Source organism: Mucilaginibacter sp. P4_A11, assembly GCF_056402535.1.
The window spans coordinates 181,075-205,013 of sequence record NZ_JBFUHE010000009.1; the positions used below are offsets into that span (position 1 = coordinate 181,075).

Sequence of the window (23,939 nt, forward strand, 5' to 3'; positions counted from 1 at the left end):
ATTTTTATAACTATAACATCTTAACGATAATAAAATTTCAGTGCTTTTTAACTAATTTTTCCAAAACTATATTAATTCTCATAGGTTTCTCTTTTGGTAATCTTTGCTTAAATTGAGCCAATAAAACCTGAATGAAAATATACCATTTGAGTGCCGAGTGCTATCCCGTTGCCAAAGTTGGCGGGCTTGCCGATGTTGTTGGCGCATTGCCTAAGTACCAGAATCTTGCAGGTTTGCAGGCTGCTGTTGTTATGCCTTTTTACGACCGTAAGTTTACCCAGGAAAACGACTTCGAAATTGTTTTTGCTGCCGCAACCCTGCTTGGCAACCGCCGCCTTTTCTTCGAGATCCTGAAAGAGAAAACCAACAAACTCGGTTTTGAGCTTTATTTAGTAAAGATTCCGGGCCTGCTCGACAGGGAAAATATTTACAGCTACCCTGATGAACGCGACCAGTTCATGGCCTTTCAACTGGCTTTTTTAGATTGGATCAGCTATTCACAGCAAACACCCGATCTGATCCATTGCCATGACCACCATGCCGGTTTAGTACCTTTCCTGCTTTATCATTCAAAACTATATACAAGGCTGGCTAATACGCCAACCGTATTTACCATACACAACGGCCAGTATCACGGCGCTTTCGGCTGGGACAGGCTATCCTTACTACCGGAGATTGACCTGACCAAAACAGGTTTGCTTGACTGGGCCGGCGGTATCAATCCCTTAGCATCGGCAGTTAAATGCAGCTGGCGTTATACCACAGTATCTCCAACTTACCTGGAAGAGCTAACCTACAACTCAAACGGGCTGGAGTACCTGTTTTACATTGAACGGGCAAAGGGTTATGGTGTCATGAACGGCATCGACACCGAGGTTTGGAACCCACAAACCGACCCAATGATCCCAACTAAATTCTCGGCTAAAACATTAGCGAAAGGTAAAAGAGCCAACAAAGAAGCCATTTGCAAACGCTTTGAGCTTGATCCCGAAAAACCTTTATTCACCTTTATCGGTCGCCTTGTGGTTGAAAAAGGTGCCGACCTGCTGCCTGCCGCCATTGAGCGCAGCCTGCTCGAAAACGAAGGTGAAGTAAACTTTGTAATATTGGGTGCAGGTGATAAGGAAAATGAACTGGCCCTGCTTCAGCTTAAAAATAAATACCCCGAGCATTGCAATGTATTTATTGGCTACGACGAGTCGTTAGCGCACCTGATCTATGCCGGGGCCGATTTCCTGTTGATGCCATCACGCGTAGAACCTTGTGGCCTTAACCAGCTATATGCGCTGCGATACGGCACGATGCCTATTGTACGTACCACCGGAGGGCTGAAAGATTCTGTTATTGACTTTGGCGATGAAGGAGGCTACGGCATCCGCTTTGTGCAAGCCAGTGTGCAGGATATCTGTCACTCGGTATTCAGGGCTAAACAACTTTATCAGGATACCGCAAAAATGCAGCAGCTCCGCAAGCAAATGATGGCGCTTGATTTTTCATGGACACGCTCAACACAACAATACACCGAACTATACGAAAGCTTAAAACCAACTATATGACATCCAAAGTAATTTCCATTGTGCTCGGTGGCGGCCAGGGCAGCCGCTTATCACCGCTTACTGCAACGCGGTCAAAACCGGCAGTACCAATTGCGGGTAAATACCGGCTGGTTGATATCCCCATTTCAAACTGCCTGCACTCGGGTATTACGCGCATTTATGTATTAACGCAGTTTAACTCGGCATCGTTAAACAAACACATCAAAAACACTTATCACTTCAGTAGTTTTAGTGATGCTTTTGTTGATATCCTTGCGGCAGAGCAAACACCATCAAGCGTGGCCTGGTTCCAGGGTACGGCCGATGCGGTTAGGCAAAGCTTACACCATTTAGCGGTACATGAGTTTGAATATGTACTGATCCTCTCGGGCGATCAGTTATACCAAATGGATTTTGAAGATATGATCAACCATCATATCGAAACCAATGCCGAAATTTCCATAGCAACCATACCTGTTGATGCGGCTGATGTTCCGGGCTTTGGAATCCTGAAAACAGATGAGAACAACATGATCACTTCGTTCGTCGAAAAGCCAAAAAGCAATTTCGAAAGCTGGGCGTCAGAGGTTAGTCCGGAGATGCAGGCAGAAGGTCGTGTTTATCTGGCATCAATGGGGATCTACATTTTTAACCGCAAGTTGCTTTATGAATTACTTGAAGGTAACGAGCGCACCGATTTTGGCAAAGAGATCATTCCGCAATCAATTGAAGGGCACCGTGTAGCCAGCTATCAATACGAAGGCTACTGGACAGATATCGGTACTATTCCTTCGTTTTTTGAAGCTAACCTGGGCTTAACCGACAATATCCCTAAGTTTAACCTGTTCGATAAAAACCCGATCTACACTCGTGCACGCATGTTGCCGCCATCAAAAATATCAGGCACACTGATGGAGAAATCCATAGTTGCGGATGGTTGTATCATCAACGCAAAGCAGATTACACATTCGATAATCGGGATCCGTACCCGTATTGGTGTAAATACCATTATCGAAAACTGTTATGTGATGGGCAGCGACAATTATCAAACCCTTGAGGAGATTGCCGAATCAAAAGTAAGCAGTTCCCCAATCATGGGTATAGGCGATAATTGCCACATCTTAAATGCCATCATTGATAAAAATACTTACATAGGCGATAACGTAACTATTAACTGCGGCGAAAAGCTTGAAGACGGCGATTACGGAACTCATACCGTGCAAGACGGCATTGTTGTAGTTAAGAAACGTGCTATAATACCAAGTGGCACCGTTATTTAATTAAAAAATAAAAAAAACAAACCATAGTTAATTTGTTATAGATAATACTAACCATCTAAAACATAATCAACTATGAAAAAGGCACTATGTATGATCGCTTTAGCAGCGATCTCTTTCAGCAGCGTTTTCGCTCATGGCACATTAGTTAGCCCGTCAAAAGGCGTTATGCAAACTGATACTACCAAGAAGAAAACCAAGCCTAAAAAAATGAAAAAAGATACCATCATGAAAAAAGACACCATGAAGATGAGGAAGAAATAAGTCTTTAAGTCTGAAGCCGGAAGTTTTAAGTCCGGTGGTATCAAAACAATAAAAGGCCCGGTATTACCGGGCCTTTTATTGTTTTGAGTATCTCCCGTCATTGCGAGGCACGAAGCAATCGCGAACTTTACAGGGCGGACCTGCTCATAGGGGATTGCTTCATGCATTACAGCAATGACGGGTATTTGACTCTATCCTTTTACAACTCAATAGTCTCACCAATCGCCGGTAACTTCAAATTCAAACCGGCTTTAATAAACTTCTCAGCTACTTCATCCTTATCAATTTCAATAACCGGGAATGAATCATAGTGAACACCGATAATGTTTTTACAGTTGATGAACGCAGCTGCTTTAATGGCATCATCTGCCCCCATGGTGTAATTATCGCCGATAGGCAGAAATGCCCAGTCGAGATTGTCATCCTCCAGCAGTTTCATATCATAAGTAAGTGCAGTATCGCCTGCAAAGTAAACTGCTTTTCCTTCGGCATAAATAACAAAGCCGGCAGGATTACCGCCCGGTGAACCATCAGGCAAAGTACTTGAATGCACGGCGTTTACCATTTTAACACGGCCGAAATCAAAATTAAAGCCGCCGCCAATGTTCATCCCGTGTACATTTTCAATGCCTTTAGTACCAAGCCATCCGGCAATTTCAGCAATACAAATCACCTTTGCCCCGCTGCTTTTAGCAATTTCCAACAGATCGGCTACGTGGTCGCCATGCCCGTGTGATACCAGGATATAATCGGGCTTTAAGCTGTGAATATCAATATCCTTTGCCAGCGGATTAGGGCTTATAAACGGATCGAAAAGTAATTTCTTTCCGCCAGTTACAATCTCAAGTGCCGATTGGCCATAATAAGTAGTTTTCATAGAAATGTTATTTTATGATCAGATCAAAAGTAAACACTTAATAATAGCGATTTGATTTGATGGCAGAAAAGTTACAAATATGTGTTTGAACAAACAGCGCTATAAAGCCCTCAAAATGTAAAAGGCCTATGAAGAGAAAAACGTCATTGCGAGGTACGAAGCAATCGCGAACTTTACAGGGCGGACCTGCTAATCGGGGATTATTAATAATTATAATTTGATTTTTATAGTTATTAATGAACTCCCTTCAGTCGGTTGTCTTTGTACCTCGCAAAGACGCTTTGTTATTTTTTGAAAAGGATCTAAAAGCTTGATTACTTACCAAACATATTACCCAAACCGCCCAAGCCACCAAACATACTTTGGGTCATGGCAGCCATTTCGCTTTGGCTGATGTTTTCGGCTTGTTCAAGGGCTTTATTTACTGCAACAACCAGTAGTTCTTCCAGTTCTTCTTTATCCGCACCGGCCAAAAAATCAGGTTCAATCTGTACCGACTGGATCACTTTATTGGCATTAGCGTTCACAATAATTTTACCGCCCTCGGCCGAGCCTGATACGCTGATGGCATCAAGGCGTTTTTTCATTTCGCCAGCCTTTTGCTGGGCTTCCATTAATTTATCAAACATTTTATTTAGTTTTTTAGTGAGTGGTTGATTGGGTGAGTGGTTGATTAAGTTGCAAATTTAACCATTCACCTAATCAACCATTCTCCAATCCGTTAATCATCACTGGTGTCACCATTTCCGTTATATGCACTTTTACGCACAACAGGCATGCCAACTGTTTTAAACAGGTCATCGAGCTTAAGCAAGCTGCCATTGGCCAGATTGGTAAGTAATACAACGGTAATATCGTTCTTCATATCGCGCAGGTAGATATGCCTGAAGCCATGCCACCAGCCGGTATGGTAAATCACTTCCTGGCCTGGTGCGGTAAACGTACGCCAACCGTAACCATAGCTAAAATGTCCATGTAACATCGGGTTGCGTGGCACATAGGCCGAATCAAGCGTAGCGGGCTTTAACAACAGTCCTGCACGTAAGGCACGGTCAAAAAGGAACAAGTCGCCAACCGTGCTGTAAATGCCTTTGTCACCTACAGGGCCATCCAAAAAGTTTTGTGCCACCGAGTAGCGCCACTGGCCGCGGTCGTGCCCAACAACATCAACAGGTATTTTATCATATACCGCTTTTGAGTAAACATGGGTATGCGCCATGCTGGCAGGCTTAAACACATTCTCCTGCATAAATTGGGCATAGCTCATCCCGCTTACTTTTTCGATGATGGAGCCCAGCACCATAAAGTTGGAGTTGTTATACAGGAACCGCTTATTAGGCTCATTGAAACGGGTAGGCTTGTTGTCAGCAATCATTTTCATGGCTTCGGCGTTGGTAAGGCCTTTGCGCTGGTTCAGATGATTTTTGCGATAGATGTCGTCGATAAAATATACGTAATTCATCATTCCTGAACGATGCGTGAGCAGCAAGCGAATAGTTACGCCATCATACGGGAAATCGGGAAAAAACTTTTTAACATCATCGTCAAGCTTCAATTTGCCGCGTTCCATGAGCAGGAGTATCCCGGTTGATGTCATGGTTTTAGTAACCGAAGCCAGTTCAAACTGCGAGCCGATCTTCAGGCTGTCGCGATGCAGGTAGTCGGCCCAGCCAATAGCTTTTTCATAAACTATTTTACCTTTTTTAGCCACGAGCACATTGCCGTTAAAGCCACGGGTACGATGCAGCTCCTGCATTACGGCATCGATCTTTTTATCGGCATTTTTAGGATTATAGGCCAACAGCGCTGTGGTATCGAGCGGCTTCGCTGCAACCTGCGACTGCGATTGGTCTTTATTTTTATTTTTGGATGAACAGGCTAACAGTAACAGGGGGGCAGTAAATACTACCAGGCTTTTGTACACTAATCTCATAAAGCAATTTATCTCACACTAAACGAATGCGAAAATTAGAAATTATACAGCAGGTATTAATTAAAGTTTTAAATTTTTCTGTTAGTTAGCGCACTTTAGTATGTTTAAGTATGATTTTGTTGAAAAAATGTTTGCTTGTTATCAGTTTCCTCCTCACCGCAGGGTTGGTGCAGGCTCAAAATACAGATGTAAATAGTACAATAAAAGAAGGAATCAGGCTTAACGCCGAAAAAAATTATCTGGCGGCAATTGAAAAATATAAAGAAGCCCTGGCCTCCGAGCCCGATAATGCTCAGGCTAATTACCAATTAGCATTCAGTCTCAATGCTTCGGGTAAGGGTACCGAAGCAATACCTTACCTTAATAAGGTAATCCAAACCGGTGGAGATCTTACCGGCCCTGCGTACGAGCTAACGGGAAGCATTTATGATGCTGCCCACCAACCGCAACAGGCCATTGATGCTTACCAGCAAGGGATTAAATTAAAGCCCGGTTATCAGCCATTATATTTTAATTTAGGGATAGCCTATTTTCGTGCGCAAAAATACGCTGATGCCGAGCTGGCGGCAATTGAAGCTATTAAGCTTGACCCAAAACATGCCAACAGCCAGCGTCTTTATGGATTGGTAACTTTCCACCAAAACAAAAGGGTGCCGGCATTGATGGGCCTGTGCAGTTTCCTTTTGCTCGACCCGGATGGGCCACGTGCAGACGAAGCTTATACCAACCTGCAAAGTTTACTGAAAGGAGGTGACTTAAAAGCAGGAAAAGCAGATGCCGAAACCCTGCTGCTTAATAAAACATTAAGCACAGCAATTGCTGCATCGGGTGGCCAGTTGGAAAACCAGCTGAAAAATATTTTTACTGCTGTTGGCAAGCTTGGCGAAAAAGCAGGTAAGCAAACTTTCTTCTGGAATTATTATGCCGCTTTCTTTTACAAGCTGTCGCAATCACCGCACTTTTCAACAGCTGTTAAGCTTATCAGTCTTAGTGCTGATAAAACAGCCGGTGCCCAATGGCTGCAAAACAACGCAGATCAACGTAAGTCACTGGACAATTGGATGGCATCGGTCGATAGGAAATTTTAAGCAAATGTGTAAACAGCTTTAACAATTACAAATTTATCGCCAATAAATCATTATTATGCCATATAGGAAATGGTGAATTTATATTTTACATATCCATAATTGCGAAAACCAAAGTTTTACTATTTTTGAGCACACAAAATTTAACGACATGAATTTTCCAGCTGAATTAAAATACACCAAAGACCACGAGTGGATTAAGGTTGAAGGCAATGTAGCTACCGTAGGCATCACCGAATTTGCTCAGAGCGAGCTGGGCGATATTGTTTATGTTGATGTTACTTCATTAGGTAAAGAAGTTGCTAAAGACGAAGTTTTTGGCACTGTTGAAGCCGTAAAAACTGTATCTGATCTGTTTATGCCTGTAACCGGTACTGTAACCGAGGTTAACCCGGCACTAAACAACCAACCCGACCTGGTTAACACCGACTCGTATGGCGAAGGCTGGATGGTAAAGATCACCGTAGCTGACGTTGCTGATGTTGACTCACTTTTATCTGCCGACGATTACAAAGCGGTTATCGGCGTATAAGATGAAGCTATTTTTAAAATATCATGGGCCCGCTATTTTGTGGGCCTTATTTGTTTTAATCATTTGCTCGGTGCATCTCGATTCTGTTGATAAATCGCCTCTGTTTTTTGAAGGTTTTGATAAGCTAACCCATTGCGGTTTATTTTTCACGCTTATTGTGCTGGTTTGTTTTGGCGTTATCAGGCAACAAAAGCCCAGGCGACTTACGTATACAGAAATATTTATTATATGGGCTATCAGCATATTTTTTGGCGGGCTCATAGAGGTGTTGCAGACCTCCGTTTTCACCTGGCGAACCGGCGATTGGAACGATCTTTTTTGCGATGTGCTTGGGGCTTGTATGGGTGTTTTTAGTGTTATGCTGACTATTGAGGCGATTGGAAAAAATGAAAAAAAATAAACTGGTTATTTTATTAGGTGCGTTGTTATTAACTGTGGCCTCATCATGCGGTATTTTCCATAAAGGCTGCGGCTGCCCGCATTTTGGGAAAATCAAATCGACACATTCCAAATTTGCGTATGTGAAAATGATGGCTTAACGTGTAGGAATATATCAGGCAAAGCGAAAATTACTGTTTATTTTGCGGGTGTTCAACTTTTAAAAGTGTAAACACTTGCGATTTTTTCCAAAACAAACACCGCTGATAATCAGCGTCTTAATTTCAGTAGCTATCAGCAAATTATCAAGCATGAACAAATCATTGCTGATAATCAAAGACTTGCATTTTTTAGAAATTAAAGGCTGAACACCCGTTTTTAAAAACTGAACACTGACAGTATCTTGTCAGTAAAAAAGCAGAAAAAGCAAAATCAATGGCATCAAAAAGTCATTTGCACATTTGAAATATGCACATCTGGAATCCCTCGCATTTGCATCCAAATTTCACATTAAAGTCATTTGCACATCTGCACATTTAAAATCTGCACATCACATCATATCTTATTTGGATTTAATATAAATAAGCTTACATTTGCTACGTTTTATATTATAAATGATGAGGCTATCACAACTGGAAGTAGGCGAAATTGGTATCGTAAAGGAATTTACTGATCTTGAAATGTCGGTAAAGTTGATGGAGATGGGCTGTTTACCGGGCGAAGAAGTTCGCATTTCGCGCATTGCACCACTTGGCGACCCTATTGCCATCAGCGTATCCGGCTACCAGCTTAGCTTACGCAGGTTTGAAGCATCCACCATCATTTTGCAGTAGTTTGTAAGCATTGAAAGCCGATATAAGAGTTGCACTTGTAGGAAATCCCAACACCGGTAAATCAACTCTGTTTAATATACTCACCGGGTTAAATCAAAAGATCGGAAATTTTCCGGGGGTTACTGTTGATAAAAAAACAGGCTTTTCCCAGCTCCCCGATGGCCGCACAGCCGAGATAATTGACCTTCCGGGCACGTATAGCATCTACCCCAAAAGTAAAGACGAATCCATTGTGTTTTCGGTACTGGCTGATAAATCAAAAGGCTTGGTACCCGATCTGGTAGTGGTGATCCTTGACGCATCCAACTTAAAACGAAACCTGCTGCTTTATACCCAGGTAGCCGATCTGAAGATTCCCGTAGTGGTGGCGCTTAACATGATCGATGTATCAGAAAAAGCGGGTATTAAAATCAATATCGATCTTTTTGCTAAAAAGCTTGGCGTGCCGGTGGTACCTATCTCCGCCAGGAAAAATACCGGGATTGATAAACTTAAAAATGCTATCGCTTTTGCCAACAGCGTTCCACTGCAGCAGGATACCATAGATATTGAAAGCATAGCCCCGGGCATAATAGCCCAGATAAAAGGGGAGATGCAGGTTGAAAACCCTTACGTAGCTTTGCAGCTCGCTCATCAGCATGAAACGCTCAACTACCTTTCAACAACAGAAAGCGACCGTATTGAGCAGATGGAGCAGGAACATGCGTTCCATTCGCAAAAAGCACAGGCTACCGAAACTATTGCCCGCTATAACTTCATTAACGACCTGCTTTACGATACCGTTAAAAAGTCCGAAACGGCTCATGACGAAACCATAAGCAACAAGATAGATAAAGTACTTACCCACAAAGTATTTGGCTTTGTGATCTTTTTCGCCATTTTACTGTTCATATTCCAGGCTATTTTTTCATGGTCGGCCTACCCCATGTCGCTCATTGAGGATCTGTTCATTTGGCTTCAGGCCGGTGCTGCTAAAATCCTGCCTGCCGGTCCGCTGAGCAGCCTGGTTATTGATGGTGTGCTTGCCGGCTTAAGCGGGGTGCTTGTGTTCATACCGCAAATAGCCATCCTGTTTGCACTGATCTCCATTTTGGAGGATACAGGCTATATGTCGCGCGTTACGTTTATGATGGATAAAGTGATGCGTAAGGTAGGGCTTAACGGTAAATCGGTAGTGCCACTTATCGGCGGTTTTGCCTGTGCGGTACCTTCTATTATGAGCACCCGCACTATCGAAAACTGGAAGGACAGGATGATCACCATCATGGTTACCCCATTGGTGGCCTGCTCAGCCCGTTTACCGGTTTATACCCTGCTAATAGCGTTGGTTGTACCCAACCGCAACGTTTGGTGGATCTTTAACCTGCAGGGCCTGGCGCTAACAGCTATGTATGTGCTCAGTATTTTTTCGGCAGTTATTGTGGCCTTTGTAATGAAGCATATCCTCAAGGCCCGTGAGCGCGGTTACTTTATCATGGAGTTGCCTGTTTACCGCATGCCAAGGTGGAAGAATGTGATCTTCACCATGTATGACCGTTCAAAAACTTTCGTATTCCAGGCCGGTAAGGTGATCATTGCCGTTTCGGTAATCCTGTGGGTAATGAAATCATATGGCCCCGGCGATAGGTTTGCCCGCATAGATAAACAATACGCCCAGCCGCAATACACCAAAACCATGACACCGGATAGCCTCACCAAAGTTATCGCTTCCGAAAAACTGGAAAACTCATACGCCGGTGTATTCGGCCATGTTATTGAACCTGTTATTAAGCCTCTTGGCTTCGATTGGAAGATAGGTATAGCACTCATTAGCTCCTTTGCTGCCCGGGAAGTATTTGTGGGCACCATGGCCACCATTTACAGCGTGGAGGGCGATGCCGACAAGCTGCAATCGGTACAGGAAAAGATGCACGAAGCTAAAAACCCCGAAACCGGTCAGCCCGTGTTTACGCTGGCTGTAGCTTTCTCGCTCATGATGTTTTACGCCTTTGCCATGCAATGTGCCAGCACCGTGGCGGTGGTATATCGCGAAACCAAAGACTGGCGATGGCCGGCAGCCCAGTTTGCCTATATGACCGCGCTGGCGTACACAGCATCATTTATTGTGTATCACTGGCTGAAGTAAGGCGTAGTTTAGGAATAATAGCTGATAGTTTATAGCTTGTTTATCCGCGTTAACAAAATTGTTGTTCTCCGTACATGAATTTAAATTCATGTAGTTTGGAACTATAGGAAATCACTATAAGTTTTAATTCAAAAATCTACAAATCACCCACATGATAATCCGTTGCATAACTTGCAATACCTTGTGCCAGCGCTAATGCCGAACGTTTGCGGTAGGCGTTCCTGGGCCAGGCGATCGTTGCTTCCCGTGTCATCCCTGCTCCAATGATCTTGATAGCTTTGAGACCGGGATGGTTAAAAGCCGAAGAGCCCATGAGCACAGTAGCCCACCTACCCGTGTCAACCAGTTGCAGGAGCATATGAATGTCATTAACTTCCATTTTTACATTGGGTGTTACCTGCTGTTTTTGCAATACGCTATCGAGGTAATTACGGATACTGTAACCCGCTGATGGTAATAACAGGGGGATTTCGCTGAGTTGCCTGAGATTTACCTGTTTCTTTTGAGCCAACGGGTGATCTGAATGAACGATAAGCGCGAGACAAGATGAAAAGATCCTTTCCGATTGGATGGTAGCCGATTGTTGCTCAGGCATAAATGACAACATCATATCCAGTTTACCCTGTTCCAGCTTCGTCAGGAGATCCTGCGTTGTACCGAAACCGATCTGCAATTTGATATTGGGGTATTTGGCGCTAAAATCCAACACTGCCTTGGTAAGCAAATTAGTAAGCCCATAAGTAGTACCAACGGTAAGGGTGCCACTTTGCAAGTTCATCAGGTCTTTAAGCATATCGCGGCCATCTTCAGCATCTCTCACCGTTTTTTGGGCGTAGGGCAGAAAGAACCTGCCCGCTTCTGTGAGGCGTATGCGCTTGGCAACACGATCAAACAAAGGCACCTGCAATTCATCTTCCAGCTGCTTAATTTGTTGCGATAGTGTACTTTGAGTAATAAATACTGCCGACGCCGCATCTGTAAAATTCTGCAATTCAGCAGCCTTTATAAAGTATTTTAGTTGGCGAAGTTCCATGATCTAAGATATGCAATTGATTTTTTATAATCGCTTTTATCAATGAACTATATCTAAAAAATGAGTTTAGACGATTAAGTTTTATCCCTGAACTTTGATTTAACAAATTAAAACAACAAAATCATGGAAATTCAACAAACTCCCGAAAACGCTTTATCTCACTCTGTAGTAACAGCTACCATCAACGCACCCATTGAAAAAGTAAACATTGCCGACTGGCTCTTCAACCTCCCCGATGCAGAATATCAAAAATGCTCGGTTAATCACATTGCGGCCGGCTTTACCCGTACCTATGATGGTCAGCCGATGTCTATTAATGTAGAAATGATAGGCGATGCTATGGTCATACAGCATTATGTGGCAACAGAATATCGCCCGGATTATTGCCGTATGCTATCAGTGTCTGACGTGTTTGGTAAAAGCGGCCGCAGCACCGTACAAGTACTTTGGGAGCTTAAAGCTACCGCGATAGATGCAGATACCTGCGAATATACCAACGAGATTCATGCCACTGGCACACCCGAATTTTTAGCTTTTATTAAAGAACATGGCGTTACACTGGCGCAGGCCGCTGCCAGCCGCCAGGCCGCTTCAGATCTCCACAACCATGAAGAAACACCGCTTTTCGCCAAAAGCATCGAACTAAAAGCGCTCACCGGAAAATATGGCATCTAATGAACAGCAAATTGATCAGGTTGGCTTCCCTGCCGGTAGGAATGCCGCAGGTGGCCAACTTTCATTTCGGTTTTGAAGAGCTGCGCGCTATTAAAACGGGAGAGCTACTACTCAAAACTTTGTACATCTCTGTTGACCCCTATCTTCGGGCTAAAATGGCAGGAGGGCATAAGCCGCCGCTTGTTGCCGGTGACATGATGTATTCACGCGCGGTGGCGGAGGTTGTAGACTCTGCCCGCCCAGAATTTAAACCGGGTGATAAAGTGCTTGGTTTCATGGAATGGCGCGATCACCTGATCCACAATGGTGAAGGGCTGACACTATTAAACGCGAGCGGCCTTCCTTTAAGCAGTTATCTCAGCATCCTGGGCTCAACAGGCCTTTCAGCCTATTTCGCGTTAACGGATATCGGCAAACCTAAACCCGGCGAAACATTAGTGGTTTCTGGTGCTGCCGGGGCAGTGGGTAGCATTACAGGGCAAATAGGTAAATTAATGGGCTGCCGGGTAATCGGCATTGCCGGAAGTGACAAAAAAGTTGAATGGATGAAATCGCAGTTGGGTTTCGACGAAGGGGTTAACTATAAAACCACTCCCGATATTGAGGCCGCAATAGCCCGCCTTTGCCCCGGTGGCATAGATATCTATTTTGATAATGTAGGCGGCATTATTTCAGATGCTGTGATCAACCGGATGAATGATTATGGGCGTGTAGTGGTTTGTGGTTCCATAACCAGTTATAATGATACGGCACCCGATACCGGCCCCCGTTTGCTGCCGTTGGTGGTGTACAAAAAACTGTTAATACAAGGTTTTCTTATTGCTGATTATAAAACCCGCTTTGCCGAAGGTATTGGCAGGTTGCAACAATGGGTAGCAGCGGGTCAATTACAATACACCGAAACAATTATGGATGGCTTTGACAAACTTCCCGAAGCTTTTATTGGTTTATTCCGGGGCAAAAACGAAGGGAAAATGATTGTGCGGGTATAAAACCCATCTACCCATGACAAGTAGCAGAGCAAGACTTACGAAGTTTTTAAAACTTCGTAAGTCTTCACCAGCTTATGGTTCTCCAAAAGGTTATTCGCAATGAGATTTGATGTGTTTGAAGCCCCTACCCTCTTATACTCAAAATATCATGCACCGCATGCTCAGCTTTTTCATACTGAAATTTAAACCCGCTATCCAATAAACGTTTTGGCATCACCCAGCGGCTTTTCAATATCAGTTCGGTTTCGGTGCCGATTACCATAGCGCCAATTTCCAGCAGCCATTGTGGGGCTGGCAAGCCGAAAGGCGCACCATAAGCCTCACGGATTAGGTGCATCATATCGGTATTTTTTGCACTTTGGGGAGCAGTGCAGTTAAATATGCCGTTTAGTTCAGGATGATCAAGCAGCCATTGGGTGCTGCGGGCTACATCATGTTCGTGTACCCAGGCCATATATTGCTGGCCATCGCCCTGTTTACCGCCAAGACCAAACTTAACCAGGTTAAGCAACCGCGGAAAAACGCTGTCGCTTCGGCCAAGCACAATGCCCATGCGCAAGGCAATTTTGCGGGTGTGGGGCGTATCTGTCTTAAAGAAAGTACTTTCCCAGATCTGGCAAACATCGATAGAAAAGCCATAACCAATTTCGCCCGTTTCCTCATCCTGCGGATGATCTTCGGCATGGCGGTAAATGGTGGCAGAGGTTACGTTGATCCAAACTTTTGGCGGGTTAACCATTTTATTGATCACCCTGCCCAATAGTTCGGTAGGTACCACCCTTGAACGGATGATCTCCCTTTTGTTTTTTTCGGTATAACGGCAGTTTACATTTTTACCGCACAGGTTTATCAGCATATCGGCACCGGCAAGGTGTACTGTCCATCCTGCTTCAGTTTCTCCATCCCAAACAGCGGTATGCACATTGCCGTTTACCGGTTTTTGTTTGCGGGCAAGGATGATCACTTCATCTGCCAGGTCGTGGTAATAATTAGCCAGCACCGTACCGAGGTAACCGTTACCGCCGGCCAATACAATTTTTTTATAGGGTTTCATGATCAGTTGAGGTTTAAAATAAGCAACAATAAAACTATGCGGTAGGTTACCCAGGTAACAGTAAGCACCCAGCCCAGCCCCAGCAATTTTGTACGCCGGATGTGTTCCAGAAACATTAAGCCCGCAACTGCCATAAAATATAAAGTATAAACCGCGGGGCCGAATTGAAAGAAGTGGCTCACAGCCAAACCTATCAGCAACAATAAACTACCGGCGAAAGAGATGGTCATCATGTTGCCGAGGTAGGTCCACAGGTTACGGCGATCAAAGCTGCATATTGCAGCTCCCTGAAAAAGAATCTGCCCGCCGCAGATCAGGTATTCGCGGTAGGGGTTACCCAGCGGTACAAGGCCCACAAGCAGGTGTGCGTAAGCGGTAAGGATAAAGCCGGTACAAAACCAGGTAAACAGCAAATACAGTAAACGGTAATGAAGTTTAAAAGTAGGCTGATACTCAAAGCCGGTTTTGGCAGCGGGGATAATAACCCGCCTGTTGTATGATATAAAAGCATAAGCTTTGCTCATGAGCCAGATGAAGGGCTTAAAGGCAAATAAGGGAGCAAATACCGGCCAGGTATTGGCAATGATCTTGAACAGGCTTTTAACGCCATAGGTGACCTCCCCGCTTTCCAGGTTGATCAAAGCTATTTCATTAACTGCCCGTTGCCTGTCATAAACCGGGCAGGTACCTGCATGTGCTTCTTCCTGGTATGAAGAGCGACCATTATGGTCAAGCATCCCGGTTTTTACAAAAGCGTGGGTATAAACACGGCACATGGGGCACTCGGCATCAAACAGGATCATGTGGTTCTTGAGCGTTTTCATAACTTTCAGTGTTTTCTGAAACAAATATACGATATATTTTAAACTTTCAATAAATACTGAAAATTAAAGTTAAATAAGCCCCTATTACTGCAGCGCCTGGAGAGTGCTTTTAAAACGAATTTGTCATTTCGACAGAGCAAGGGCGGGTTGAGCAATGGGGCGAAGGAGAAATCTTGTATGCCATGCTCTAAACCTTGGATGAGGCTCTACTGCGCATATAAGATTTCTCCTCACCCCAACCACACAGCCTCCGCTGGTTCGTTCGAAATGACATGGCGGTTTAATTATTAAAAGGTAGTAAACTATTAATTGCTTACTAAAAAAATTTCCTCTCCCTCTTGCAAAATCAAATCTTATATATAACTTTGAACAACAAAGTACTTTTAATGAAAGACAAAGACATTCACGCAGAGTTAAGTTCCATCCGCGACCTGATGGAGCGTTCGGCCAAGTTTATATCGCTTAGCGGCCTTTCAGGCGTACTGGCCGGTATCTACGCTCTTGTTGGCGCAGGCATTGGCTATAGCTTGCTGCAAGGCGAGTATACCACACTCCGGGAGCGCCATACTTATAACGAAGAATTACTGATCATTAAATTATTTATCGTAGCAGTAGCGGTGCTTGTGCTTTCCATTGGCACTGGGATCTGGCTCTCGGTACGCAAGGCTAAAAGGACAAGCCAGCCCTTTTGGAACGCCGGAAGTAAACGTCTGCTCATTAATATGGCTATTCCCCTTGTGAGCGGAGGTTTATTTACCCTTATACTTGTTTATCGTGGCTATTATGGTGTTGTAGCCCCTACTACCATGATATTTTATGGCATGTCGTTAGTTGCGGGCAGTCATTATACATATTCGGGCATTAGAAGCTTGGGGATATTGGAGATTTTATTAGGTTTGCTTTGTGCTGTGATGCCGGGCTACGGCTTAATTTTCTGGAGCATTGGTTTTGGCTTGCTCCACGTTATTTATGGTACAGTAATGCATTTTAGATACGATAAGTGAAGATATCATTAGATCAGTTTGACAAAGCCTTTGAAAACCGCATCCGCCTGCAAATCATGAGCGTACTGGTTGCCAACGAAAGCTACGACTTTAACTCGCTTAAAGAACTGCTTGACCTGACCGACGGCAACCTGGCATCGCACCTGAAAGCGCTGGAAAAGGAAGAATACATCCAGGTGCAGAAAACTTTCATAGGCCGAAAACCCAATACCCGGTACCTGGCCTCAGAAAAAGGCCGTGCCGCCTTCAGGCTGCACCTCCTTGCCCTTGAAAATTTGATCAGACAACAAAAACTGTAATTTTTTTTATCTATAAACTTTGAATTACAAAGTACTTTTAAAATATAAAACATGAAAAACCTTAAAGCAATTTTATTTGAAGACAGTATTCTTAAACTTGGCCTAATCCTAATCACTATATCCGCCGGTCTCTTCTTTATTGAAGAGTCCGGTCTTTTTGAACTTTCCGAGGGAACTGCTTTCGGCACCTTTTGCTTCAATTACTCGGCCTCCCTGGTGTTTTTCTTTGTGGTGATATTTAAAGGGTTCAGGCGGTTACATTACTGGGTACTCCTACTGGTACTTTGGTTCATTAGTGCATTTGCGCTTAATCTGAGCTTCAGCGTTTTCAATACTTCCGTTACCTGGCTCTCTGTTGTTATTTGTATCTCCACTATCGCCATTATAATCTCGGTGTTTATAAACAAGCTCAGTTCAGGGATGAAACACGTTTTAGTGTTTTTCCTGGGGATAGCTTTCCTGCTTTTCATTTACTACAGCGTATACCTTACCTCCATGTACCTCATCGGCATTTTTGCAGCCATTGCGCTGGGCTTGTCATTACATGTTTTTGTACCGATGGGTTTAGCCATAGCTACGTTTATCACTATCAAAAAAGCAGTAAAGGGCAGCAAGTCTTTAAAAAGGGCATTGGGGGCAGGTCTATTGGTTCCAATTGTAGCATGCAGCATTTTCATATGGCAATGGAAAAGCATTAATAACCGGGTTAATCTTGCTATCAATCACAATACACTATCCGAAGGCAAACTGCCAACCTGGGTGGTGATCAGTCAAAATATTCCTAAAAACGCCATAGCACAACGGATCATTAAAGCTAGTATCGTATACAAAACAGCCAACCTTAGCGACAACTGGTTTTGGGGCAACTGGAATAAGGCCTCATTTGACGAGCCCATGCAACACGATCCTTTTATCGTGATAGCAAGCCTGTTTGGCGGCGACTTAAACCTTGACGAAAAGGAACGGATAAAAATACTGGAAGCTATGTACGATTCGCGCCACCAGGCACAGGAACGGCTTTGGAGCGGCGATAAGCTAAAAACGGCAAACGTGATCACGAATGTGAAGATCTTCCCGGAATACCGCTTAGCCTATACTGAAAAAACACTGACCGTGCATAACACTGAAAACCGGGGAGTACGGGCCTGGCTTGGCAAACAAGAAGCTATTTACACATTTCATGTTCCGGAGGGTTCGGTTGTTAGTTCGTTATCATTATGGATAGATGGCAAAGAACAAAAATCAAGATTAACCAGCAAAGCCAAAGCCGATTCGGCATACCATCAGATCGTTGGCGTTGAACAGCATGACCCGTCGGTAATTCACTGGCAGGAGGGCAATACGGTAACAGTACGGATTTTTCCATGTACACCCGAAGAAAACCGCAAATTCAGAGTGGGCATTACCAGTCCGCTGCGTAAGCAAGGCGATATGCTTACTTATGAAAGCAGCTATTTCGATGGCCCCTCACCCGAGGATGCTGCCGAAGCCGTCCAGGTATCTTTTTCGAAGAAGCCCGAAGGCCTCAACATGCCAAATTTTGATGAGATCAGCGCGGGTGTATACACTGCCGACCGGCTTTATCAGCCCGATGAGCAGATCTCGTTTAAAGCCCCGCCGCTTGCCAATATGCCATTCGCATTTGCAGGTAAAAGCTATCAGCTAAAAGATTATCTGCCGCAAACCACAAGCTTTAATCCGGAAGCCATTTACCTCGATCTGAACGCCAGCTGGACAACGAACGAACTTGACGAGCTTTGGCCGGCCATCAAAACCAAAAAAGTATACTATTACGATGGTAAGCTGGAAACATTGACGGAAGAGAACCGCGGGAATGTTTACAGCAGAATGAGCAAACTCAATTTCAGCATGTTCCCGGTTAATGAGATCAAACATCCCGAAAGTTCATTACTCATTACCAAATGTGCCGAAACCTCCCCTAACCTGCGCGATCTTGACGAATCGGAGTTTGGCAAAGCACTAACCAACTATCTGCCCAATGCCAAATCATTGCAGTTATATAACATCGACACAAACCTAACGCCATATTTAAAAGCGCTAAAAGAGATGCGGGTATTTATTTATAATGAAGGTGATGTAGCCACACTGCAAAGCAGGCTTGCGAAACATGAATTTATTCACTCGCAGGAGGACTCAACTCATGTAGTGCTCGCTCAGTCGGGTTTAGTTATTGAGCAAACTGCCGATACCTTAAAAACCGGCAATGCGCCAGATCACCTGTTACGCCTGTTTGCCTATAACGATATTATGAAAAAGGTTGGTCCGCATTATTTTGATAAAACCTATGTGCAGCCGCATATTATTGAAGAGGCTAACCAGGCTTTTATAGCATCACCGGTTTCGAGCCTTATTGTATTGGAAACTCAAAAAGATTACGAACGTTTCGGGATCGATGAAAATAAGAACAGCCTTCAAAATGCTTCCGCAAAATCATCGGGTGCAGTACCCGAACCCGGCGAGTGGTTGCTGATCCTGGTTGTAATAGGGGTTATAAATTTCTTAGTATACAGAAATAAGCATGTTCAGCCGGAGCTATAATTTGCAGGAGTATCTCCCATTTAAATTAACCGGCAGCAGGTTAATCATCAACAGCTGCTGGTTAATATATATTGGCATTACAGCGCGGCTATGCATCACTTATTTAAAATGGGATGCCGATATGCTGCTTGGCCTGGCACTCGTGCCTTATATCTGCAAGGTAAAACGTGGCGGCTTCTCTTTACGATACCTGGTTCCTGCCCTTATTTTTGCGACAATAGCTCTTTATTTTCCAGTTAAAACAAACTTGTTCCTCGCCTTACTGTTTGCAGCACTGCTCTTTTTTGAAAATCTGAAAGGGAAAACAAGCCCGGTATTGTTCTTGTTGCTCTTGCTGATCTCTCCGGCTTTTGAATATATCAGTAATACATTTAGTTTCCCCTTGAGGATTTGGCTCAGCGGGGTTGCCGCCTCGCTATTGGCAACAACAGGAATGACTGCCAGCGCCGCGGGCAACGTCATCCAGTTTAAAGGTTCCGAATTTTCTGTGGATCAGGCATGTGCCGGTCTGCATATGTTGGCTACCTCATTCATGATCTGCCTGTTCATGATAGCTCATTACCAGCAGCAAGCGGCAAAGCAACTGCACCTGATGTGGATCTTGTTTTTGTTGGTGTTTACTTTTGCGTTAAACATCTTGTGCAACCTTTGCCGCATCCTGCTGCTGGTATTTTTTAAAATACCGGCAGGCACTATGATGCACGACCTTACCGGGATCATCTGTCTGCTCATTTACGTGGTATTGCCATTGTTGTGCCTTTCTTCTTTCGTATTAAAACGGACGGAAAAGCCGTACATCGATCCCCGGTTTTACAAAACCATCAGGCTGGCGCCGGATGAACTACGCTTTCCGTTGATACACCTTGCATTGGCAGCCATGCTGGTTGTGATAACCCTCAACATCAAATCAATGGATGACCTGAATGACAAAAATGTAAGCAGCGTATCCCTAACGGGTTATAAAAAAGCGGTACTGGAAAGCGGTGTGATCAAGTTTGAAAAAGCCGGTGCATTGGTTTATGTTAAACCATCCCCGTTTTACTGCCCCGAGCACGACCCTATGATCTGTTGGCAGGGGAGCGGTTATGTTTTCAGTAAGATAAAAAAAGAGTTGATTGACGGTCGCCAGGTTTATTGGGGAGTACTTACCAAAGCGAAAGATAAAATTTACGCCGCATGGTGGTTTGATAACGGGAGCACAAAATCTGTTAATGAGTTTGAATGGCGATGGGCGGCTGCAAAAGGGGCTAAGCTGTTTTACCTGGTGAATGTTAATGCTGCTTCGGAGGCAGCGTTATTGGAAGCGGTGAAGAGTTTGCCAGCAATTAAACAATAATACTTTGCGCCTTAGCGTCTTTGCGAGAAAACATAAAACAACTTCCATAATTTTCTTATTACTTTTACGGAAACCAATAGGTTATTCATGAGTAATACCTTTAACCGACCAATCCGTGTTTTAGTTGCCAAAGTAGGGCTCGACGGGCATGACCGGGGCGCGCGCATTATTGCCACTTCGCTGCGCGATGCGGGCATGGAAGTGATTTATACCGGGTTGCGCCAAACGCCCGAAATGGTGGTGAATACAGCCTTGCAGGAGGATGTTGACGCCATTGGTATTTCGATACTTTCGGGTGCGCACATGACGGTATTTCCGCGGATCATCAATCTCATTAAAGAGAAAAAAATGGATGATGTTTTGGTTACCGGTGGTGGTATTATTCCGCATGAGGATATGCTGGAGCTACAGAAACTTGGCGTAGGCGAACTTTTTCCGCCCGGAACAAGCACGCAGGATATTGTTAAATACATAACCGGTTGGGTGCACGAACACCGTAATTTTTAATCCCTATGGAATTTCAAAACTTGCTGATAACAAACAAGGGCCGCATTCAATACATCACCATTAACCGCGAAAGCAAACTGAACGCCCTTAATAAAGATACACTTGCCGAACTGCATAGTGCATTCACCGAAGCTTTTCAAAACCCGGAAGTTGGTGGTATCATCATCACCGGCGCGGGCCCAAAAGCATTTGTTGCCGGGGCTGATATCAGCGAATTTGCTGCACTTGACGCCGGTGGTGGCACACAGCTATCGCGTACAGGCCATACCGAAGTTTTTGATTTGATAGCCAACGGCAGCAAGCCGGTAATAGCCGCTGTAAATGGTTTTGCATTAGGCGGCGGACTTGAACTGGCTATGGCCTGCCACATCCGCATAGCATCTGATAATGCCAAAATGGGTCTGCCCGAAGTTACACTGGGCCTGATCCCCGGCTATGGCGGCACACAGCGCCTTGCCCAGCTGGTTGGTAAAGGCAAAGCCCTGGAAATGATCCTGACGGCCGATATGATCACCGCGGCCGATGCCCTGCAATATGGACTGGTTACCCATGTAGTTAGCCCCGAAGAGCTATTAGCGAAAGCTGAAGAGATCCTGAACAAAATTTTAACCCGTGCCCCTCTGGCGCTTGCCGCGGCCATCCGCAGTATCAACGCCGCTTATACCGATGGTGTTAATGGCTATGAAACCGAAGTAGCCGAGTTTGGCAAATGCTTCGGTACAAAAGATTTTAAGGAGGGTGTTGCTGCGTTTATGGAGAAACGTAAGGCTGAATTTAAGGGAGAGTAGAAGCTAAAGGCAGAATGCTTAAAGCTAAAGGCTATGCCTTTGTTGCCATTACAGGTATCCGGAACACAAAAAAACATGTCATCGCGAGGAGGAACGACGAAGCAATCGCATGCTGTACAGGGCGGATATGCTTCCGTGCGATTGCCACGCTGCGCTCGCAATGACATGTTTTTTTAAGGAGTCGATAACTTATTTTTTACCCCAGCCGTCCTTCAATGTAACGGTGCGGTTAAACACCAGCTTATCTTCAGTTGAGTTTTTATCTAAAGTAAAATAGCCTTTGCGCATAAACTGAACCGGTTTCCCTAATTCAGCATTAACCAAATCTGGCTCTATGTATACGGTTGATAATACCTGCAGGCTGTTAGGATTGATATAATCCTTGAAATCGCCATCTTCGTTTGATGGATCTTCTACCTGGAATAAACGATCATATAATCTTACTTCGGCAGTTTTAGCGTGTTCAACACTTACCCAGTGGATGGTGCCTTTTACGTTGATACCGCTGGTATCATTGCCTGATTTTGATTCGGGCAGGTAGCTGCAATGAATTTCGGTGATGTTGCCGTCGGCATCTTTAACAATGCTTTCGCCTTTAATGATATAGGCGTTTTTAAGACGTACCATCAGCCCGATACCTAAGCGGAAGAATTTTTTAGGAGCAACCTCCATAAAGTCTTCACGCTCTATCCACAACTCACGACCGAATGGAAACTCTCTGCTGCCATCGCCGCCTTCAACTTCGGGGTTATTTTCGCCGTGCATCACTTCAGTTTGGCCTTCAGGATAGTTATCCAGGATCAGCTTAACCGGATCAAGTACAGCCATACGACGCCATGCGGTTTTGTTCAGGTCCTCACGGATACAGAACTCCAGCAGACCAACATCTATCATGTTTTCGCGTTTGGCTACACCGATACGTTCGCAAAACTCGCGGATAGAAGCCGGTGTATAACCACGGCGGCGTAAACCGCTGATAGTAGGCATACGCGGATCGTCCCAGCCGTCAACATGCCCTTCTGTAACCAGTTGCAGCAATTTGCGCTTGCTCATCACCGTATAGTTAAGGTTTAAGCGGGCAAACTCGTATTGTTTTGATGGGAAAATATCTAACTTCTCGATGAACCAGTCGTACAGCGGGCGGTGGGGAACAAACTCCAGCGTACAGATAGAATGGGTGATCTCCTCGATAGCATCCGACTGTCCATGTGCGAAATCATACATCGGGTAAATGCACCATTTATCGCCTGTGCGGTGGTGATGCGCATGTTTAATGCGGTACATCAACGGGTCGCGCAGGTGCATGTTAGGTGATGCAAGATCGAGCTTAGCGCGTAGTACTTTGGCACCGTCAGGATATTTGCCGTCTTTCATGTCGGCAAACAATTGCAGGTTTTCTTCAACTGAGCGACTACGATATTGGTTAGGCGTACCGGGTTCGGTAGGGGTACCTTTTTTGGCGGCAATTTCTTCGGCTGTGCTGTCATCAACATACGCCAGGTTATTTTTGATCAGCTCGACAGCAAAGTTATATAGCTGATCGAAATAATCGGAAGCGTAAAGCTCATTGGCCCAATCAAAGCCAAGCCATTTTACATCTTCCTTAATGCTGTCAACATATTCAACATCTTCTTTAACGGGATTAGTATCGTCAAAACGGAGGTTGGTAAGGCCATTATATTTTTTTGCCAAACCAAAGTTAAGGCAGATTGACTTGGCATGGCCAATATGCAGGTAACCATTAGGTTCGGGCGGGAAACGGGTAAGTACACGGTTGTCGTTTTTACCGGCAGCCAAATCTTCTTCAACAATTTCCTCTATAAAGTTCAGTGATCTTTCTTCGCTCATAAATAAGTATAGCAATATGGGCAAAAGTAACAAAATTTTGTGCGGCTGTCAGCATTATCATCAGGATATTCGGTTGTATTGGGATGGTGAAATCAAAAACGAGGTCATGCCGAATTTATTTCGGCACCCCACATGCTAAGTACGATATGCATGGCGACGGCTTGTCTGATGAGATCCTGAA

23 protein-coding genes are annotated in these 23,939 nt (G+C 44.5%); 16 read left to right on the forward strand and 7 right to left on the reverse strand.

The window, feature by feature from the left end; all coding sequences use genetic code 11:
* Positions 1-131: 131 nt before the first annotated feature.
* The 3 genes from AC1DUD_RS18600 to AC1DUD_RS18610 all read left to right on the forward strand — a co-directional run bounded on the left by AC1DUD_RS18600 (position 132) and on the right by AC1DUD_RS18610 (position 3,076).
* A complete protein-coding gene (locus AC1DUD_RS18600) occupies positions 132-1,556 on the forward strand; it encodes a glycogen synthase (RefSeq protein WP_477377059.1) in 1,425 nt (474 codons plus the stop codon).
* Positions 1,553-2,815: a glucose-1-phosphate adenylyltransferase gene (locus tag AC1DUD_RS18605; protein WP_477377061.1), complete on the forward strand. Its 1,263-nt coding sequence runs from the start codon at positions 1,553-1,555 to the stop codon at positions 2,813-2,815. Before AC1DUD_RS18600 ends, AC1DUD_RS18605 begins: the two co-directional genes overlap by 4 nt.
* A gap of 72 nt (positions 2,816-2,887) precedes the next feature.
* Entirely contained in the window at positions 2,888-3,076 is a 189-nt protein-coding gene (locus AC1DUD_RS18610; protein ID WP_477377063.1) for a hypothetical protein, read from the forward strand.
* Between the two features lie 199 nt (positions 3,077-3,275).
* On the opposite strand, the gene AC1DUD_RS18615 is transcribed toward AC1DUD_RS18610, so the two are convergent.
* The 3 genes from AC1DUD_RS18615 to AC1DUD_RS18625 form a co-directional block, all read right to left on the reverse strand.
* The gene (locus AC1DUD_RS18615) at positions 3,276-3,953 is read right to left on the reverse strand and encodes a metal-dependent hydrolase (protein ID WP_110586282.1); all 678 of its coding nucleotides are present in this window, start codon (positions 3,951-3,953) and stop codon (positions 3,276-3,278) included.
* Between the two features lie 314 nt (positions 3,954-4,267).
* On the reverse strand, positions 4,268-4,582 hold the full coding sequence (locus tag AC1DUD_RS18620; protein ID WP_477377066.1) for a YbaB/EbfC family nucleoid-associated protein: 315 nt from the start codon (positions 4,580-4,582) through the stop codon (positions 4,268-4,270).
* Between the two features lie 92 nt (positions 4,583-4,674).
* Positions 4,675-5,886: a serine hydrolase domain-containing protein gene (locus AC1DUD_RS18625; RefSeq protein WP_477377068.1), complete on the reverse strand. Its 1,212-nt coding sequence runs from the start codon at positions 5,884-5,886 to the stop codon at positions 4,675-4,677.
* Between the two features lie 110 nt (positions 5,887-5,996).
* Between AC1DUD_RS18625 and AC1DUD_RS18630 the strand changes: the two genes are divergently transcribed.
* From AC1DUD_RS18630 to feoB, 5 genes are all read left to right on the forward strand, one after another.
* Positions 5,997-6,974, forward strand: coding sequence for a tetratricopeptide repeat protein (locus tag AC1DUD_RS18630; RefSeq protein ID WP_477377070.1), 978 nt, complete (start codon positions 5,997-5,999; stop codon positions 6,972-6,974).
* A 148-nt stretch (positions 6,975-7,122) separates the two neighbouring features.
* On the forward strand, positions 7,123-7,503 hold the full coding sequence (gene gcvH, locus AC1DUD_RS18635) for a glycine cleavage system protein GcvH (RefSeq protein WP_477377072.1): 381 nt from the start codon (positions 7,123-7,125) through the stop codon (positions 7,501-7,503).
* 1 nt (position 7,504) lies between these two features.
* On the forward strand, positions 7,505-7,903 hold the full coding sequence (locus AC1DUD_RS18640) for a VanZ family protein (protein WP_477377074.1): 399 nt from the start codon (positions 7,505-7,507) through the stop codon (positions 7,901-7,903).
* Positions 7,904-8,498: 595 nt separating this feature from the next.
* Positions 8,499-8,714, forward strand: coding sequence for a FeoA family protein (locus AC1DUD_RS18645; protein ID WP_321560051.1), 216 nt, complete (start codon positions 8,499-8,501; stop codon positions 8,712-8,714).
* A 10-nt stretch (positions 8,715-8,724) separates the two neighbouring features.
* Positions 8,725-10,839: a ferrous iron transport protein B gene (feoB, locus tag AC1DUD_RS18650; protein ID WP_477377076.1), complete on the forward strand. Its 2,115-nt coding sequence runs from the start codon at positions 8,725-8,727 to the stop codon at positions 10,837-10,839.
* 136 nt (positions 10,840-10,975) lie between these two features.
* Here feoB and AC1DUD_RS18655 read toward each other — a convergent pair whose 3' ends face one another.
* Positions 10,976-11,872, reverse strand: a complete 897-nt coding sequence (locus tag AC1DUD_RS18655) for a LysR substrate-binding domain-containing protein (protein WP_477377078.1) — start codon at positions 11,870-11,872, stop codon at positions 10,976-10,978.
* Positions 11,873-11,995: 123 nt separating this feature from the next.
* Between AC1DUD_RS18655 and AC1DUD_RS18660 the strand changes: the two genes are divergently transcribed.
* On the forward strand, positions 11,996-12,547 hold the full coding sequence (locus tag AC1DUD_RS18660; protein WP_477377080.1) for a hypothetical protein: 552 nt from the start codon (positions 11,996-11,998) through the stop codon (positions 12,545-12,547).
* On the forward strand, positions 12,547-13,539 hold the full coding sequence (locus tag AC1DUD_RS18665) for an NADP-dependent oxidoreductase (RefSeq protein ID WP_477377082.1): 993 nt from the start codon (positions 12,547-12,549) through the stop codon (positions 13,537-13,539). Before AC1DUD_RS18660 ends, AC1DUD_RS18665 begins: the two co-directional genes overlap by 1 nt.
* A gap of 124 nt (positions 13,540-13,663) precedes the next feature.
* Here AC1DUD_RS18665 and AC1DUD_RS18670 read toward each other — a convergent pair whose 3' ends face one another.
* Complete coding sequence (locus AC1DUD_RS18670) at positions 13,664-14,593, reverse strand: TIGR01777 family oxidoreductase (RefSeq protein ID WP_477377084.1); 930 nt, start codon at positions 14,591-14,593, stop codon at positions 13,664-13,666.
* A 2-nt stretch (positions 14,594-14,595) separates the two neighbouring features.
* Positions 14,596-15,417, reverse strand: coding sequence for a DCC1-like thiol-disulfide oxidoreductase family protein (locus AC1DUD_RS18675; protein ID WP_477377086.1), 822 nt, complete (start codon positions 15,415-15,417; stop codon positions 14,596-14,598).
* Between the two features lie 386 nt (positions 15,418-15,803).
* Between AC1DUD_RS18675 and AC1DUD_RS18680 the strand changes: the two genes are divergently transcribed.
* From AC1DUD_RS18680 to AC1DUD_RS18705, 6 genes are all read left to right on the forward strand, one after another.
* Positions 15,804-16,421: a hypothetical protein gene (locus tag AC1DUD_RS18680; protein WP_477377088.1), complete on the forward strand. Its 618-nt coding sequence runs from the start codon at positions 15,804-15,806 to the stop codon at positions 16,419-16,421.
* Positions 16,418-16,720 carry a winged helix-turn-helix domain-containing protein gene (locus tag AC1DUD_RS18685; protein WP_330860610.1) on the forward strand — a complete coding sequence of 101 codons (303 nt, stop codon included), beginning with the start codon at positions 16,418-16,420 and terminating at the stop codon, positions 16,718-16,720. The genes AC1DUD_RS18680 and AC1DUD_RS18685 overlap by 4 nt, the downstream gene beginning before the upstream one ends.
* A 51-nt stretch (positions 16,721-16,771) precedes the next feature.
* Positions 16,772-19,279 carry an XrtN system VIT domain-containing protein gene (locus AC1DUD_RS18690; protein ID WP_477377091.1) on the forward strand — a complete coding sequence of 836 codons (2,508 nt, stop codon included), beginning with the start codon at positions 16,772-16,774 and terminating at the stop codon, positions 19,277-19,279.
* Positions 19,260-20,615, forward strand: coding sequence for an exosortase N (gene xrtN, locus AC1DUD_RS18695; RefSeq protein WP_477377093.1), 1,356 nt, complete (start codon positions 19,260-19,262; stop codon positions 20,613-20,615). The genes AC1DUD_RS18690 and xrtN overlap by 20 nt, the downstream gene beginning before the upstream one ends.
* A gap of 87 nt (positions 20,616-20,702) precedes the next feature.
* Complete coding sequence (locus AC1DUD_RS18700) at positions 20,703-21,122, forward strand: cobalamin B12-binding domain-containing protein (protein WP_091166978.1); 420 nt, start codon at positions 20,703-20,705, stop codon at positions 21,120-21,122.
* 5 nt (positions 21,123-21,127) lie between these two features.
* The gene (locus AC1DUD_RS18705; protein ID WP_477377095.1) at positions 21,128-21,910 is read left to right on the forward strand and encodes an enoyl-CoA hydratase/isomerase family protein; all 783 of its coding nucleotides are present in this window, start codon (positions 21,128-21,130) and stop codon (positions 21,908-21,910) included.
* Positions 21,911-22,099: 189 nt separating this feature from the next.
* On the opposite strand, the gene AC1DUD_RS18710 is transcribed toward AC1DUD_RS18705, so the two are convergent.
* Positions 22,100-23,758 carry a glutamine--tRNA ligase/YqeY domain fusion protein gene (locus tag AC1DUD_RS18710; protein WP_477377097.1) on the reverse strand — a complete coding sequence of 553 codons (1,659 nt, stop codon included), beginning with the start codon at positions 23,756-23,758 and terminating at the stop codon, positions 22,100-22,102.
* Between the last annotated feature and the right edge of the window lie 181 nt (positions 23,759-23,939).